14 protein-coding genes are annotated in these 15538 nt (G+C 58.9%); 6 read left to right on the top strand and 8 right to left on the bottom strand.

Translation table 11 applies throughout. The features are described from left to right. Positions 1–93: 93 nt before the first annotated feature. The 3 genes from ACVVH8_RS11600 to ACVVH8_RS11610 form a co-directional block, all read right to left on the bottom strand. Positions 94–384, bottom strand: coding sequence for a hypothetical protein (locus ACVVH8_RS11600; RefSeq protein ID WP_158249168.1), 291 nt, complete (start codon positions 382–384; stop codon positions 94–96). Between the two features lie 45 nt (positions 385–429). Continuing rightward, positions 430–933 carry a GNAT family N-acetyltransferase gene (locus tag ACVVH8_RS11605; protein ID WP_475230210.1) on the bottom strand — a complete coding sequence of 168 codons (504 nt, stop codon included), beginning with the start codon at positions 931–933 and terminating at the stop codon, positions 430–432. Positions 934–1003: 70 nt separating this feature from the next. Next, positions 1004–2935, bottom strand: a complete 1932-nt coding sequence (locus ACVVH8_RS11610) for a DNA topoisomerase III (RefSeq protein ID WP_475230213.1) — start codon at positions 2933–2935, stop codon at positions 1004–1006. A gap of 278 nt (positions 2936–3213) precedes the next feature. On the opposite strand from ACVVH8_RS11610, the gene ACVVH8_RS11615 reads away from it, so the two are divergent. After that, positions 3214–4620 (top strand): serralysin family metalloprotease, encoded by a 1407-nt coding sequence (locus ACVVH8_RS11615; RefSeq protein ID WP_475230215.1) that lies wholly within the window; start codon positions 3214–3216, stop codon positions 4618–4620. A 196-nt stretch (positions 4621–4816) separates the two neighbouring features. Next, entirely contained in the window at positions 4817–5185 is a 369-nt protein-coding gene (locus tag ACVVH8_RS11620; protein WP_103303365.1) for a DUF427 domain-containing protein, read from the top strand. 42 nt (positions 5186–5227) lie between these two features. Here ACVVH8_RS11620 and ACVVH8_RS11625 read toward each other — a convergent pair whose 3' ends face one another. The 5 genes from ACVVH8_RS11625 to ACVVH8_RS11645 form a co-directional block, all read right to left on the bottom strand. Beyond that, positions 5228–6310, bottom strand: coding sequence for an SGNH/GDSL hydrolase family protein (locus tag ACVVH8_RS11625; RefSeq protein WP_103303366.1), 1083 nt, complete (start codon positions 6308–6310; stop codon positions 5228–5230). 141 nt (positions 6311–6451) lie between these two features. After that, positions 6452–6871 carry a hypothetical protein gene (locus ACVVH8_RS11630; RefSeq protein ID WP_103303367.1) on the bottom strand — a complete coding sequence of 140 codons (420 nt, stop codon included), beginning with the start codon at positions 6869–6871 and terminating at the stop codon, positions 6452–6454. A gap of 14 nt (positions 6872–6885) precedes the next feature. Then, on the bottom strand, positions 6886–9105 hold the full coding sequence (locus tag ACVVH8_RS11635) for a C1 family peptidase (protein ID WP_213028304.1): 2220 nt from the start codon (positions 9103–9105) through the stop codon (positions 6886–6888). 228 nt (positions 9106–9333) lie between these two features. Beyond that, positions 9334–10956, bottom strand: a complete 1623-nt coding sequence (locus ACVVH8_RS11640) for an MFS transporter (protein WP_475230218.1) — start codon at positions 10954–10956, stop codon at positions 9334–9336. Positions 10957–11101: 145 nt separating this feature from the next. Continuing rightward, positions 11102–12754 (bottom strand): GMC family oxidoreductase, encoded by a 1653-nt coding sequence (locus ACVVH8_RS11645; RefSeq protein ID WP_475230221.1) that lies wholly within the window; start codon positions 12752–12754, stop codon positions 11102–11104. Positions 12755–12887: 133 nt separating this feature from the next. On the opposite strand from ACVVH8_RS11645, the gene ACVVH8_RS11650 reads away from it, so the two are divergent. From ACVVH8_RS11650 to arsH, 4 genes are all read left to right on the top strand, one after another. Then, on the top strand, positions 12888–13772 hold the full coding sequence (locus ACVVH8_RS11650) for a LysR family transcriptional regulator (protein ID WP_401297559.1): 885 nt from the start codon (positions 12888–12890) through the stop codon (positions 13770–13772). A 195-nt stretch (positions 13773–13967) separates the two neighbouring features. Next, positions 13968–14315, top strand: coding sequence for a metalloregulator ArsR/SmtB family transcription factor (locus ACVVH8_RS11655; protein WP_103303572.1), 348 nt, complete (start codon positions 13968–13970; stop codon positions 14313–14315). A 23-nt stretch (positions 14316–14338) separates the two neighbouring features. After that, positions 14339–14809 carry an arsenate reductase ArsC gene (locus ACVVH8_RS11660; RefSeq protein WP_213028309.1) on the top strand — a complete coding sequence of 157 codons (471 nt, stop codon included), beginning with the start codon at positions 14339–14341 and terminating at the stop codon, positions 14807–14809. Between the two features lie 12 nt (positions 14810–14821). Continuing rightward, a complete protein-coding gene (gene arsH / locus ACVVH8_RS11665; protein ID WP_401297556.1) occupies positions 14822–15520 on the top strand; it encodes an arsenical resistance protein ArsH in 699 nt (232 codons plus the stop codon). The last annotated feature ends 18 nt before the right edge of the window (positions 15521–15538 follow it).

Below are 15538 nucleotides of genomic sequence, written 5' to 3' on the forward strand. Positions count from 1 at the left end.
ACCGAAACCAGGACGTCAGCGGTCGCCCGTGATAAGTACGGGGTCATGCGTCTGTTGCATGTAGTCGTGTTGAATAACTGCTACGCAATAGCGTCACAACGAGGAGAAGCAGCGAAAACCGGGAGGCTCCTTGACGACATTTTCAGTGTCGACCACAAGCGTCTTGAGAATTTTCGCCAGCGCTTCTCGTCCTTGTACTGGACGTTCGGGCCAGGTCAGCTTCTTCAATCTGCCTTGTGGGCAGCGTGTATCCGGAAAAAACAACTCGGCGGTCAGACGAGTTTGCTCAAGCGTGTTACCAAATGTTCCCGATCGGGGAACGTCTTCATCATGCAAAAGCAAAACGACGCCGTCAACGGTTTTGTAGTGATTATTTTTGAGCACTACATATTGTCGGACAAAGCAGTTCTGGAATGAGAAAGGATCCGTTCAGGCAACGGAAAAGGGCGCACACAGAACGTAGAACGTGCACGGATAACCGTCCACTTCACGCTGCTGCTGAGTGAATTCGCCGCCGCTCAATGCAGGGATCAGCCCGGCCCAGAAGCGCTGTGCAGGCCGGTTGGCGTCGATATGGAAGATTTGCCACTGACCTGGGATTTTGCTCAAGAGGGCAGAAACGACAAACTGCGCGACGCCTTGGCCACGAAAGCGCCGCGTGAGGAATAAGTAGCCGATGTTGTGCTCGGCGCCGGCGATGTGGGTTGTGTCGTCTACGGTGACGAAACCGGCGAGTTCGCCGTCGACGCGAATCAGGAAGGGTCTGGTTGCCGGATGGCGCCAGTAATCGTCCTTGGGCTGGATGCTGAAGAAACCATGCTCGGCCAGCTTCAGGGGCAGCCATTGGCTGAAGTCGTACATGTAGAACTGCATCAGGTTTTCAATGGTTTGCAGTTCATCGCGTTGGGCGGGGTGTAGTTCGATGGTGGGCATCTGGATCAACTCCGGCAAAGGCATCCCATCAGTGTGGACTCAAGACCCTTTGTCACAGGATACGTCGTCGCTACCTGGCGGTGCGTTTGGTTGTGCCGGTAGTTTTGCTGCGGGTCGATTTGCGCTTTTTCTTCCACGGTGCAGCCGCTTTGCCGGCAGGTGGCGGGCCGTTGATGGTCAGGCTCAGGCCGGAGCAGCGGGTCACTTGTTTGCTCATCCACGCCGCCTGTTTGGTGACGAACTCTTCCAGGCTCATCTCGCCGCTCTGCACCATGTCCAGTGCCTGTTCCCAGATCGCCGTGGTGCCCGGGTCGGCGATTGCACGGGGCACAGCGTCGATCAGGCTGAAAGCAGCAGGCGTTGCCGCCAAGGCCTTGCCGTTTTTCACCAGATAGCCGCGATCCAGCAAACCCTGAATGATCGACGCACGGGTGGCTTCGGTGCCGATGCCGGTGGTGTCCTTGAGTTTCTGTTTGAGCAGTGAATCCTCGACCAGTTTGGCGACGTTCTTCATCGCCTTGATCAGATCACCCTCGGTGTAGGGCTTGGGCGGTTGCGTCCACAAATCCTTGAGCTTCACCCCGGCGACGGCGCACTCGATGCCCTGGCTCAGTGTCGGCAATGTTTGTGGCGCCGGAGCCTCACGACCCTTGGCGGGGGCGAGAGCCTCGGGCAAGGCGCGTTTCCAGCCCGGTTCAATGATCTGCTTGCCGACCGCGCGCAGGGTTTCACCGGCGCAATCGAAATCGGCCTGGGTGCGATCGTATTCGTGGTTGGGCAGAAACTGCGCCAGATAACGCGCGCGGATCAATGTGTAAACCGCACGGTGCTTGCCGCTCAGCCGCTCAAGGTTTTTCGCGGCGGCGGTGGGGATGATGCCGTGGTGCGCGCTGACCTTGGCGTCGTTCCATGCCCGGGAACGGCGCTGCGGGTCAAGAAAACCGTTCAACGCCTCAAGGCTCGGGTCGGCCTGCCGCAGCGCCGCGAGAATCCCCGGTGCCTCGCTGTGCTGACTCAGTGGCAGAAAACCGCAATCGCTGCGCGGATAGGTGACAACTTTGTAGGTTTCATAAAGCGCCTGGGCGATGTCGAGGGTCTCCTGCGCGCCAAGGCCGAGTTTCTTCGAACACACTTCCTGCAAAGTGCCGAGATCGAAGGGCAGGGGCGCCACTTCGCGCATCCGCTCGGTTCGCAGTTTCACTACTCGCGCACTGGCGGCACTGCTGATGGCCGCTGCCGCTTGTTGCGCCAGTGCCTGATTCAGGCAGCGCTCCTGATCGTCACAAGCATCCGAAGGCGCCCGCCACTGCGCGGTAAACGGCGTCCCTTCATGCAGCAATTCCACATCGATCGCCCAAAATGGCACCGGCACGAAATCGGCGATGCTGCGATCACGATCCACCACCAGGCGCAATGTCGGCGTCTGTACCCGACCGACCGGCAACACACCTTGATAACCCGACTGCCGGCCGAGAAGGGTGAACAGGCGACTCATGTTCATGCCGATCAGCCAGTCCGCACGGGAGCGGCCGAGTGCCGAGTGATACAGGCTGAAGGTCTCTGCGCCCGGTTTCAGTGCCGCGAGCGCTTTGCGGATCGACGCCTCGTCGAGCGCCGATAACCACAACCGGCGGATCGGCCCGCGATAGCGGCAGTGCTCGACCAGTTCCCGGGCGATCATCTCGCCCTCACGGTCGGCGTCGGTGGCGATGATCAGTTCGCTGGCCTCGCCGAGCAGGCGTTTCACCGCTTTGTACTGGCTGGCAGTGCGCGGCTTGACGGTCATTTTCCATTTGTCCGGAATGATCGGCAGATCCGCCAGCACCCAGCGCTTGTAGCGGGCGTCGTAGGCATCCGGCGGCGCAGTTTCCAGCAGGTGGCCGATGCACCAGGTCACCGTGACGTCCGTTCCCAGCCAGCAGCCGTCGCCGCGACGTCTGGCGCCGAGCACGGCCGCAATGTCTTTGGCCTGGGAAGGTTTTTCACAGAGGTACAGCCGCATAACCACCATCGTCGATCAATGTCCGCAGAGGTGCACAGAATGGCCGGAGTTGGCGCCACGGGCAACTTTTATCTGTATGGATATACAGATAAAAAGAGTTGCGGGATATGACGGGTAATTCGGGGGCACCGCACAGCACTATCGAGAAATTGATTAGTACCCGGTTTGCAGCTGTGTCAGGTTTTTTGGCGATTCACAAACGCGAGTGACAGGACGATCTCGCCAGGAGATCGCCGTGGTCTGTCGATACTGACTACTCAGAAACAAGGAAGTCCACCATGGCTCAAGCCAAAGCGAAAACCAGCAGCGCCTACGATGAAATCAACACCTTCAGCCACTTGTATGACCGTGGTGTCGGGCTGGTCAATGGCAAACCGTCGTTTACCGCCGATCAGGCCGCTGACGAAATCCTGCGCAAGAACCTGGCGTGGGGCGACAAGAATGCTGACGGCAAAATCGACCTCAGCTACACCTTCCTGACCGAGAAACCCGCGAACTACAACCCGAAACTCGGCAACTTCAGCGAGTTCAGCGCCCTGCAAAAGGCGCAAGCCGTGTTGGCCATGCAATCCTGGGCCGATGTGGCCAAGGTCACTTTCACTGAAGGCAAGGGCGGCGACGGCCACATGACCTTCGGCAACTACGACGTGAGCACGGGCGGCGCTGCGTTTGCTTACCTGCCGAGTGGCGGCAGCTACGACGGTCAGTCGTGGTATCTGATCAACGATCAATATCAGGTCAACAAAACCCCTGGCACCAACAACTACGGGCGCCAGACCCTGACCCACGAAATCGGTCACACCCTCGGCCTGTCACACCCGGGCGCCTACAACGCCGGCAATGGCAGCCCGACCTACAACGACGCCAAATACGCTGAAGATACCCGTGGCTACAGCCTGATGAGCTACTGGAGCGAAGCCAACACCGACCAGAACTTCAGCAAGGATGGCAGCGGTGCGTACGCGTCGGCGCCGTTGCTGGACGATATTGTTGCGGTGCAGAAACTCTACGGCGCCAACTATGAGACTCGCGCCGATAACACCACCTACGGTTTCGGTTCCAACGCCGGGCGCGATTTCTACAGCGCCACGTCGGCGTCGTCGAAACTGGTGTTCTCGGTGTGGGACGGGGGCGGTGATGACACCCTGAATTTCTCCGGTTTCACCCAGAACCAGAAGATCAACCTCAATGAAGGCTCGTTCTCCGATGTCGGCGGCCTGGTGGGCAACGTTTCGATTGCTTACGGTGTGACCGTGGAGAATGCGGTGGGCGGTTCGGGCAATGACCTGCTGATCGGCAATTCGGCGATCAACCATCTGTTCGGCGGTGCCGGCAACGACATCCTTTACGGCGGTGGCGGCGCGGATGTGCTGTGGGGCGGCGAGGGTGCAGACACTTTCGTGTTCGGCGCGGCCAGCGACTCGACCAACAACCAGCCGGACTGGATCATGGATTTCAAAAGCGGCCTGGACAAGATCGACCTGTCGGGCATCGCCGAGTTTGCAACGGGTGCGGCTACGCTGAACTTCGTCAGTAATTTCACCGGCCATGCCGGCGATGCGATCCTGACGTACTACGCGCAGCACGGTCAGACCGGGCTGCTGGTCGACCTGACCGGGCAAGGGCAGGTTGATTTTGCCGTGGGTGTGGTGGGGCAGGCGGTGGCGACTGACATTGTTGCGTGATTTGCTGACTCTGTAGATTCAGGGCATGCATGCCTCCTGTGGCGAGGGAGCTTGCTCCCGCTCGGCGGCGAAGCCGTCGCAAAATCGAAATTCGCGTTATACCTGACACACCGCGATTGTTGATTTTGGGGCCGCTTCGCAGCCCAGCGGGAGCAAGCTCCCTCGCCACAGTTCGTTCATGTCCTTGGAGAAACCCATGAAAAGCTCCGGCCCCAGCCCCGTCATCTCCCTCGAAGAACTCCCAGGTTGTCTGTTGGTGAAGTTCCACGGCATTCAGGTTGCCGCCTCTTCCCACGTACTGGTGCTCAACGAGGCCAACTACCCGCCGGTGTACTACGTCCCTCGCGAAGACATCGACGAAAAATATTTCGCCCGTACCGACCACACCAGTTATTGCCCATACAAGGGCGATGCCAACTACTTCAGTCTGCAGATACCGGGGCATGAGGGTGCGAATGCGGTGTGGACTTACGAGAATCCGAAAGTGTCGGTGACAGCGATCCGTGATTACGTGGCGTTTTATCCGGATCAGGTGAAGTTTGAGGTGATCAAGGCTGAAACTTGAAGGAAACAGCCCGCCACTGCGTGAGCGGTGGCGGGCCTGGGGTTATTTGCCTTTACGCTTGGCGGCGGGTTTGGCTTTGGTCGTTGTCGCTTTGCGGGTGCGATTGGTGTGCTTGACCACAGGCGGCGGTGGCGCGGCAACCCATTGTGCCTGAGCAGGGGCCGGCAGGGTTGATTGCGAGGCCGCCAGCGATTGATCGAGCTGCTGGAATGACGCCAGTGCATTGGCTTTGGCTTCGCTCAGGACGGCCGCGAGTTTTGGCGTAAGCAGCGAATCCATCTTCTTCTCGAAGACAGCGGCCATGCGTTTGTAGGCAAGGGCATTGAGGTGCAGTTCGTTGATCCAGTCTTCGTCTTTGATCAGGTCGCGCAAATCCAGGTAGTGGACATCTGTATTGCTATCGGCGACGGATTTGAGCATGTCATTGAACTGGTCGATGAAGTCCGCGACGATCTTGCGTTGAATCTGCGGGTCCATGATGTTCTTGCGCGTCAGAGACGGGCGAATCCACGGCCCGATGAATCGATAGTTACCGAAATTGACCACGCCTTTTCCCGTGGGAATGGCGCGGCCGTAACCGTGGAAAATGATTTTGGTTTTGGGGCTGACGGCTTTGACACGCTTGATCATGTCTTCGTAACTGCCGCGAAACACCCGGTCGATGGTGTCGTTGACGTAATTGGTGCGCAGCAAGGACGGGGGCGAGGAATCAGCGTGGTTCAGGAAAGACGCAAACTCATCGCCGGCGATGTCATTGCCACCGGCGGAGAACAGAAAAAACGCCGGTTTGGTGCTTTTGATTTCAGCCAGCACATCGGCCAACTCCACCGGTTTGCGTGTCCACGAGCCTTCCTTGATCTCTGTGCCGTACACCATGTTTTCCAAGGTGTCGCCGCCTGTGGCGAAGCTCTTGATCTTGTAGCCGGACGTCAATTTCAGCCACTTGATGATGTCCACGCCGGGCAGATAGTCGAACCAGGAGTCACCCTGTGCCACGACGTCCACGCCATTGGAACCGAAGAAAAATCCTGCAGCGGCACCCGGTGCCACTTTTTGTGCCGGCTGATCGTGTTGCCAGATCGCCAGATTGATTTTCGCTAAGGCATCTTCACTTTCGTAGTTCATGTCGGCAGTCCTTTTTTATCGGATAAAACGCACGGGAACCGACAGTTCGCGGGTTCCTGTCATTGAGTCCGAACGACGTCTTGAAGGTGCTGCTACGTCCAGACTTTTCAGCACTTCGGCGGCGCGACAGGTGCCGTGGGGTCAACGCCAGATTTGCAGGCTGATCGCGCCATGGTTGTTGAAATACATTGGCCTTACATCGTTGGCGAAACACCTGAGTTGACCGGATGTCGTTGCCACCCAGCCGACCGGCCAGCGCAGGCCATCACCGATGGCGAAGAGGCTCTGTGGATTCTTATCGATCGAGCCGATCAGTGTGAACCACGTGGCGTCTTGCGCCTTGCAACGCAGTAAACGCTCGAACGGCTTGAGATGTGCCACCGCTGCACCATTGGGATCGTGTATCTGTCGCCAGTCGAGCCAGACACCACTGGCGCGGAAAAAATAGCGTTCGCCGGCGATCAACATGACCGGTGTCGGGCACCAGGGATCGTTCGCCTGGATGTCGACGGTATGCAACAGTTCTTGAGCGCCCAGAGGCGCGATCCGGGTGGCTGGCACGTGATTCTCCAGACTCAGTAATTGAGGTCGATCAGCGGCTGATGCAGAGCCTCATCGGGGCCGAGCTTGAGGATCGTCTTCAAGGTTCTCGTCATGGCGGTCAAGTCATTGTCAAAGCCACCGTGGGACGTATCGGCCTTGATGTTCGGCCCGTAGGTCATTTTCGCATCGTTATAGATGTGCAGAGTCTTTGCGAAGCTGGCGGCGAGGCCGTTGCCCGTGGCGGCGAAGCCTGAAGGAATATTGTTGTTCCAGTAGAAGTTGTTCCATTGCAGCGTCATGTCCTGAGCGGCAATGTTCCATTCGCAAGCATCGGGCTTGCTGAAGTCCAGGTACGCGCCGTCGAGACTTTTGGCCATGCCCAGCAGCGGCATGCGCTGCAACTCTTCATAGGAACGGGAGACGAGATAAAGCAATGACTTGTTGTAAACACGAATGACGTTATCGGCCTGTTCGCGTTTGTCGGACATGATGTGCAAATGGAAGTTTTCGCGCTCAAGGCCGCCGTTTTCGATGACTTTGCGATAAGTGCGATTGGCGAAGTCGAGCGTGCAGGCCGGTGCCAGCAGCGTCGAAGTGGCAATGGGCAAGCCCCGTGCCCAGAGCAATTGAATCAGATGACCATTGATCAGCGAGCCTGCCGAGTGGCCAATCAAGTGCAATTCGACGCGAGTGGCGCCCAGATCCCCTACCAGTTTTTTCAGATTGTCGGCCATTTCCAGCAAGCCGCGTGGGGTGAAGCTCGCGATTGAGGCGGCTTCCGCGTTTTGTTTCATCTGGCTCCATTGGTCGCCGCCGAGTTTTTTCGTGACCATTTCCACTGTGCGGTCGAGTCCCTCAACGGCTTTGTCCTTGATCACTTTCAAGATGTCGCCAAACCCCCCGGACTCTGGAAACAAGCCGGGGAAGGTGTCTTTGACGATATCTGCCAGGGTTTCCAGAATCCCGGTGCGCCAAGTGACAAAGAGCGGATAAATCCCGTTCTCGAGGAAATAGGGCGCCATCGCACAAATGCGGCTGATGGAGTCCTTTTCCGAATTGATTCCCCCGTGGGAAAACACAGCGATGCGCAGCACCTTCGGCTTTTGCGCGGCTGGCAGGTTGTCATACCAGGCCTTGGGCGCCTGGCGAACAATCCGTGCCACGCCCGCACGAACGTTTTCAACATCGGTCAGGCGCGGGCCGATGCTGCCATTGTTTTCCATGACCACGGTCAGCCCGTAAGCCTGATCCGTAGTTAATGCCGGTGGACCCTTGCGATCCGGTTGGCGCGAGTCGGCGGACAGCAGAGAGACCCCATCGCGTTTGGCGCTCGATTGCGGCAAGGCATTGCGAAATACTGATTGCTCATCACTTTGGTTTTTGGAAGGTTTTGCATTACGTGAAGCCGCACCGTGCTTGATCGGCACCCCCAGTGCGACGGCCCAGGCGTCAGTGCCGTTGGCCAGCCAGTCTTCGTACGTCAGGATCGCGAAACCCGAGAATCCCCATTGAGTGGACCAGGAGTTCTGTACGATGAAACCTTCATGGGTGTAGCCGATCAAGGCAAATGCATGTCCACCTTTGGCTTTTGGCTTCCATCTGATGACAGGCAATTGCGCGGTACTTTGAAAGGCCTTGGCTTCACCCTTGGAACTGATCGCCCAGCCTTCATGCACCGTGGCTGAAACGTAAAGTGCGCCGGTTTCATACAGCGCTGCCATCATGGCGGTGATGTCGTCCTTTTCGACCCGGTAATAGACGCCCAAGGGGCGCGTCACCGCATCTTCAGCCCAATTGGCGGCTGGGGCTTCGAATGCCGGCACGCTGCCGTCGGGGGCAACGGAGTAAGGCCACAGGCTTTTTTCGCAGACGCCGTGTTTGTGCCAGCCCTTCAAGGCTCCGCGACAACTGGAACCCGAATAGTCTTCGCCAGGCCATTCGTCATACAGTTTGGCCAGGTGGTAGAGCTGACGTGGGCTGGTTTGCACCGATTCAGCGTCCCGCCGCCACAACAGATAGTTGATGACCGCTGAGAGACCGAACCCGGTGCAGGCGCCTTCTTTTCCCTGAAAGAGCACCATTTGCCTATTCAGGTAATCGGCCAGTTTTTCGGTGACGTCCTTGTCCGATGGGAAAGATGCCGGCAGTGATTGCACACGGGCGGTGAAGATCCGGTCACGGAGGTCGAGGCGGTCCGGCCGGGCGTCGAGCGTAATGGTGGAATCGGGCAAGGAAAAACGTGTAGCAGGCATGGGAGTGTCCTCAATCCAAGAGGCATGATCCCCCACGTCACGAACGCTTTTCTGCGTCGCAGGGCTTTTGTGTGTGGTTTATCGTAGACGAGATTTTGCCAATGCAAAGGGCATAGCGAGAGAAGTTTTTGCCGGCATTGGGGACGCTGGCGGTGTCGGCGGCATCTGACTGTTTCAGTGGTGAGAGAGCCAGCCTCTCACCACTGAATTCAATGTCCGATCAGAGGTTCAGTTCTTGTCCAGATCGATATTCTTCGTCTCACGCAAACAGATCATTCCCACCACCAGGCTCACCCCGGTAATCAACACCGGGTACCACAGCCCATAGAAAATATCCCCGGTGTACACCACCAGCGCAAACGACACGGTCGGCAGAAAACCGCCAAACCAGCCGTTGCCAATGTGGTACGGCAGGGACATCGAGGTGTAGCGAATACGCGTCGGGAACAGCTCGACCATCAGTGCGGCCAGCGGGCCGTAGCACATGGCGGAGATGATGATCAGCGCCACAATCAGCGCGACGATCATCGGTTTGTTGATCTGCTGCAAATCGGCCTGTTGCGGGTAGCCGGCGAGGGTGATCGCGCCGCGCAAGGCCGCTTCGTCGAAGCCGTCGAGTTTCACATCGCCCACGCTGACTTGCACAGCGCTGCCGGCCGGCGCGGCGGCGCTGGAGTAGGGCAGGCCTTGCTTGACCAAGAAGGTTTTGACCTTGTCGCATGGGCTGTCGAATTTGGCTTTGCCCACCGGGTCGAACTGGAACGTGCAGGTGGCCGGGTCCGCCAGCACGGTGATCGGTGCCTGACGGCTGGCCTGATCGATCGCCGGGTTGGCGTAATGCGCCAGGGATTTGAAGATCGGGAAGTACAGCGCCGTCGCCAGCAACAGGCCGAGCATCAGCACCGGTTTGCGTCCGACCTTGTCCGACAGCCAGCCGAAGAAAATGAAGAACGGCGCACCGATCACCACACTGATGATCAACAACGTGTTGGCCACCGCCGGGTCCATTTTCAGGAACTGGGTGAGGAAGAACAGCACATAGAACTGCGCTGCGTAGAAGGTCACCGCTTGCCCGGCGTTGATGCTGAACAGGGCGATCAGCACCACTTTGAGGTTTTCCCATTTGCCGAAGGATTCGCGGATCGGCGCCTTCGAGGTTTTGCCTTCCTCTTTCATCTTCAGATACGCCGGCGATTCGTGCAGGCTCAGGCGAATCCAGGTGGAAATGCCCAGCAGCACAATCGACAGCAGGAACGGAATCCGCCAACCCCACACTTCAAATTGGTCGCCAGTAAAGTAACGGCAACCGAGCACCACCAGCAGCGACAGCAGCAGGCCGAGGGTCGCGGTGGACTGAATCCAGCTGGTGTGGAAGCCGCGCTTGCCGATCGGCGCGTGTTCCGCGACATAAGTCGCGGCACCGCCGTATTCACCGCCGAGGGCCAGGCCCTGAAGCATGCGCAGCACCACCAGAATGATTGGTGCGGCGATGCCGATGCTGGCGTAGGTCGGCAACAGGCCGACGCAGAACGTCGCTACCCCCATCAGGATTATCGTTGCGAGAAAGGTGTATTTACGCCCGATCATGTCCCCCAACCGACCGAACACCAGTGCCCCGAACGGCCGCACGATAAAGCCTGCGGCGAACGCCATCAGCGCAAAGATGAACGCCGTGGTGTCGTTGACCCCGGCGAAGAACTGCTTGCTGATCACCGCGGCAAGGGCGCCGTAGAGGAAGAAGTCATACCACTCGAACACTGTGCCCAGTGATGAAGCGAAGATGACTTTGCGTGTATCCGGGCTGGTATCCGTGATGCGCACGGCGTCCAGCGGCTGAGCGTGTTCTGACATATCGGTATCCCTCACAGTGATTGTTTTTGTTGTTCCACTGGTGTTGCGTGTCCGGGTGATGCGCGATGCCTTGAATTAACGCGGTCCCCTGTAGGAGTGAGCCTGCTCGCGATAGCGGTGTATCAGCCAACAGAGATGTTGAATGTTATTCCGTCATCGCGAGCAGGCTCACTCCTACAGAGGTTGTGTTTACAGCATTAGGGTTGAGGATCAGTTGCGCCGCTTTCTCGGCAATCATCAGCGTAGGCGAGCAGGTGTTGCCCGAGGTGATGCGCGGCATGATCGAGGCATCGGCGATGCGCAGCCCGGGGACCCCGTGCACACGCAACTGCGCATCGACCACCGCGTCGCCGTCGTTGCCCATGCGACAGGTGCCGACCGGGTGAAAAATCGTCGTGCCGATTCTGGCCGCTGCTTCATGCAGTTGCGCTTCGCTTTGCAGGCTGTCCCCGGGCAAATACTCGACCGGTTTGAACGCGTGCAGGGCCGGCGCGCTGACGATGCGGCGGGTCAGGCGGATTGCATCGGCGGCCACGCGCAGGTCTTCGGGATGGCTTAAATAGTTGGGTTGAATCAGCGGCGCTGCTTGCGGATCCGCCGAGCGGATTTCTATGCGCCCCCGGCTCTGCGGACGCAGATCGCACACCGAAGCGGTGAACGCCGGAAAGCTGTGCAACGGCTCGCCAAAACGCTCCAGCGACAACGGCTGCACGTGGTATTCCAGATTGGCGGAAGTCTGCTCCGGCCCGGAGCGGGCAAACGCACCCAACTGACTAGGTGCCATCGACAACGGCCCGCTGCGGTCGTACAGATAACGCAGGCCCATGCCCATCTTGCCCCACACGCTGCCGGCAATCTGGTTGAGGGTGCGGGCGTTTTCCAGTTTGTAGATCAGTCGCAGTTGCAGGTGATCCTGCAGATTGCCGCCGACCCCCGACAGTTCATGAATCACGCCGATACCGAGGCGTTCCAGCAGCGGACGCGGGCCAATTCCCGAGCGCTGCAAAATGCTCGGCGAGCCGACAGAACCGGCGCACAACACAATCTCCTTGCGCGCCTTGAAGCGTTTCACCTGGCCTTCGTCGCGGGCGCTGACTTTCGATGCGCGACCGTCCTCCAGCAGCACGCGATCCACCTCAACCCCGGTCAACACCGTCAGATTGGCGCGATTGCGCACGGGTTTGAGAAACGCCTTCGCCGCGTTCCAGCGCACGCCGGCCTTCTGGTTGACCTGAAAGTAGCCGCAACCTTCGTTGTCGCCCTGATTGAAGTCGTCGATGCTGGCGATGCCGCTCTGTTCGGCCGCACTGCGAAACGCGTCCAGAATCGGCCACGACAAACGCTGTTGCTCGACCCGCCACTCGCCCTTGGCGCCGTGAAATTCGGCGGCGCCGGCAAAGTGGTTTTCGCTTTGTTTGAACAAGGGCAGAACATCGTTCCAGGTCCAGCCCGGATTGCCCTCGGCTGCCCAGCCGTCGTAGTCGCCAGCCTGGCCGCGCATGTAGATCATGCCGTTGATGGAGGAACAGCCACCGAGCACTTTGCCGCGCGGATAGCTCAGGGCGCGACCTTGCAGGCCGGATTGCGCTTCGGTCTTGAAGCACCAGTCGGTGCGCGGGTTGCCGATGCAGAACAGATAGCCGACGGGGATGTGAATCCACGCATAGTTGTCGCGTCCGCCGGCTTCGAGCAGCAACACGCGCTGCTGCGGATCGGCCGACAATCGATTGGCCAGCAGGCACCCGGCAGGGCCGGCGCCGACCACGATGTAATCGTATTCATCAAGGGAAGTCTGCATTCCCTGACCTCGCTTTTTGTTTTTATTGTCGGACACTCTAGTTGTTAGCTTTCGTCAAAAGAATGTTAATTTTTGCGCAGCCGCTGTGCGTTTTTAAACAGCCTTGACTGACCATAGCTGACAAGGACACCCCATGTTCGACTGGAACGACCTGCGGTTTTTTCTCGAACTGCAACGCAGCGGTCGCCTGCTCACCGCCGCCCGCCGCCTGAACACCACGCACGCCACCGTCGCCCGCCACATCGAGGCCATCGAAAAAAGCCTCGGCACCGCGCTGTTCGTCCAGCACGCCCAAGGCTACGAAATGACCCCGGCGGGGGAGGCGCTGCTCAAACACGCCGAAGCCATGGAAAACGTCGCGCTGCTGGCCCAGGAAGAAATCACTCAATCCACCGCCCCACTGGGCAAGATCCGCGTCGGCGTGACTGAAGGGCTCGGCGTCAAATTTCTCGCCAGCCGCATGATCGGCCTGTTTGAACGCTATCCGGGGCTGGAAGTGGAACTGGTCGCGGTGCCGCGTTTTGTCAGCATTCTCAACCGCGAGGCGGAGATCAGCATTCATCTGGAACGTCCGGCGGCGGACATGCTGGTCACACGCAAACTCACCGACTACCGCTTGGCGCTCTACGCCAGCCAAAGGTATCTCGACAACGCACCACCGCTGCGCAGCCGCGAAGACCTCGGGCGGCATGCGTGGATCGGCTATGTCGATGATCTGCTGTTCAGCCAGGAACTGATGTTCCTCAACAGCTTCTGCCGCAGCCCTCGCGTTGTGTTTCACAGCACCAGCGTCATCGCCCAGCAGGAAGCGGCACGCTCGGGATTGGGCATTGCGGTGTTGCCTTGCTACATGGCCGCCTCCGACCCGGATCTGGTTCCGTTACTGCCGGATGAAAGCATCGAGCGCAGTTACTGGATCAGCACGCGGCGCGAGTTGCACAAGTCGGTGCGGCTGCGGGTGGTCTGGGATTATGTCGTTGGCCTGTGCGAAGCAGAGCAGGGCCTGTTACGCGGGTAGTGCTAGCTGCATCAAAACCTGTGGGAGCGGGCTTGCCCGCGATGACGGACTGACATCCAACATCTGCATCGACTGATCCTCCGCTATCGCTGGTAAGCCAGCTCCCACAGGGTTCTTCGGTGTCGGGCAAATCCGGGGTTGATTAATATATGGATATCCGTATATTCGGCGGTCCATATGTACGGCGCACCCCTGATGATCACGCCCCCCGAAGTCTTCAAAAGCCTGGCCGACGAAACCCGCGTCCGCGCCACCCTGCTGATCGCCGATCAAGGCGAACTCTGTGTCTGCGAGCTGATGTGCGCCCTCGACGACAGCCAACCGAAAATCAGCCGTCACCTCGCGCAACTGCGCAGCAATGGCTTGCTGCTGGATCGTCGTCAGGGTCAGTGGGTTTATTACCGGCTCAATCCGGAGCTGCCGGACTGGGTTCACCAGATCCTGCAGGTGACGTCGAAGGCCAACGCCGACTGGCTCAAGGACAACGCTTCGCGCCTGCGGCACATGGATAGCCGTCCCGTCCGCGAAGCTGCGTGCTGCTGAACCCCAACTGCCAGGAATTTTCCATGCGAGTCTTGTTCATGTGCACGGCCAACAGTTGCCGCAGCATTCTTTCCGAAGCCATGTTCAATCACTTGGCGCGCCCGGGATTCGAGGCGGTGAGCTCCGGAAGCTTCCCCAAAGGCCAGGTGCTGCCGCGCAGTCTTGCCACGCTGCAACAGGCCGGTATCTCTACCGATGGCTTATACAGCAAGGGCAATGACGCCTTTGAAAACAACCCGCCCGACATTGTCATTACCGTGTGCGACAAGGCCGCCGGTGAGAGCTGTCCCGTGTACTTCGGCCCGGCCCTCAAATCCCATTGGGGGCTGGAAGATCCGTCCGCTGTGATCGGCGACGATGTCACGGTGGATGCGGCGTTCCGTGCCACGCTGGCGAACATCGAGCGCCGCTGTGCAACCTTTCTCGGCCTTCCTTTCAAAACGCTCAGTCGTGCTGAGCTCCAGCGTGAGCTGGATCGTATCGGCTCACTCTAAGCCGGAGGACATATGTCAGAACATCTGCCCAATCTTGACCCAACCCTGTTCGAAGGCTTGAAAACCTCAACTTCGGGTAAGCACAAACCGCGCATTCTGTTGCTCTACGGATCAACTCGCGAACGCTCATTCAGCCGCTTATTGGTGGAAGAGGCCGCACGGCTGCTGGAGCATTTCGGCGCCGAGACGCGCATCTTCAATCCGTCCGGTCTGCCATTGCCTGACGATGTCCCCGTCGACCACCCGAAAGTGCAGGAACTGCGCGATCTGGTGCTGTGGTCGGAAGGCCAGGTCTGGTGTTCGCCGGAGCGTCACGGGGCGATGTCGGCGGTGTTCAAGGCGCAGATCGACTGGATTCCACTGGAGCTTGGCGCGGTTCGCCCTACCCAGGGCAAAACCCTGGCGGTGATGCAGGTGTGTGGCGGCTCGCAGTCATTCAACGTGGTCAATCAACTGCGCGTACTGGGCCGCTGGATGCGCATGTTCACCATCCCCAACCAGTCTTCGGTACCGAAGGCCTATATGGAATTCGACGACGCCGGGCGGATGAAACCGTCGCCGTTCTATGACCGTGTCGTCGATGTGATGGAAGAACTGGTGAAGTTCACCGTGCTGCTGCGCGACCGTCAGGAGTTTCTGGTCGATCGCTATTCGGAGCGCAAGGAAAGCGCCGAGCAACTGATGGCGCGGGTCAATCAGCGGTCGATTTGAAGCTACAGTTACGCGTTT

The organism is Pseudomonas trutticola BRTCR10 (assembly GCF_056155105.1).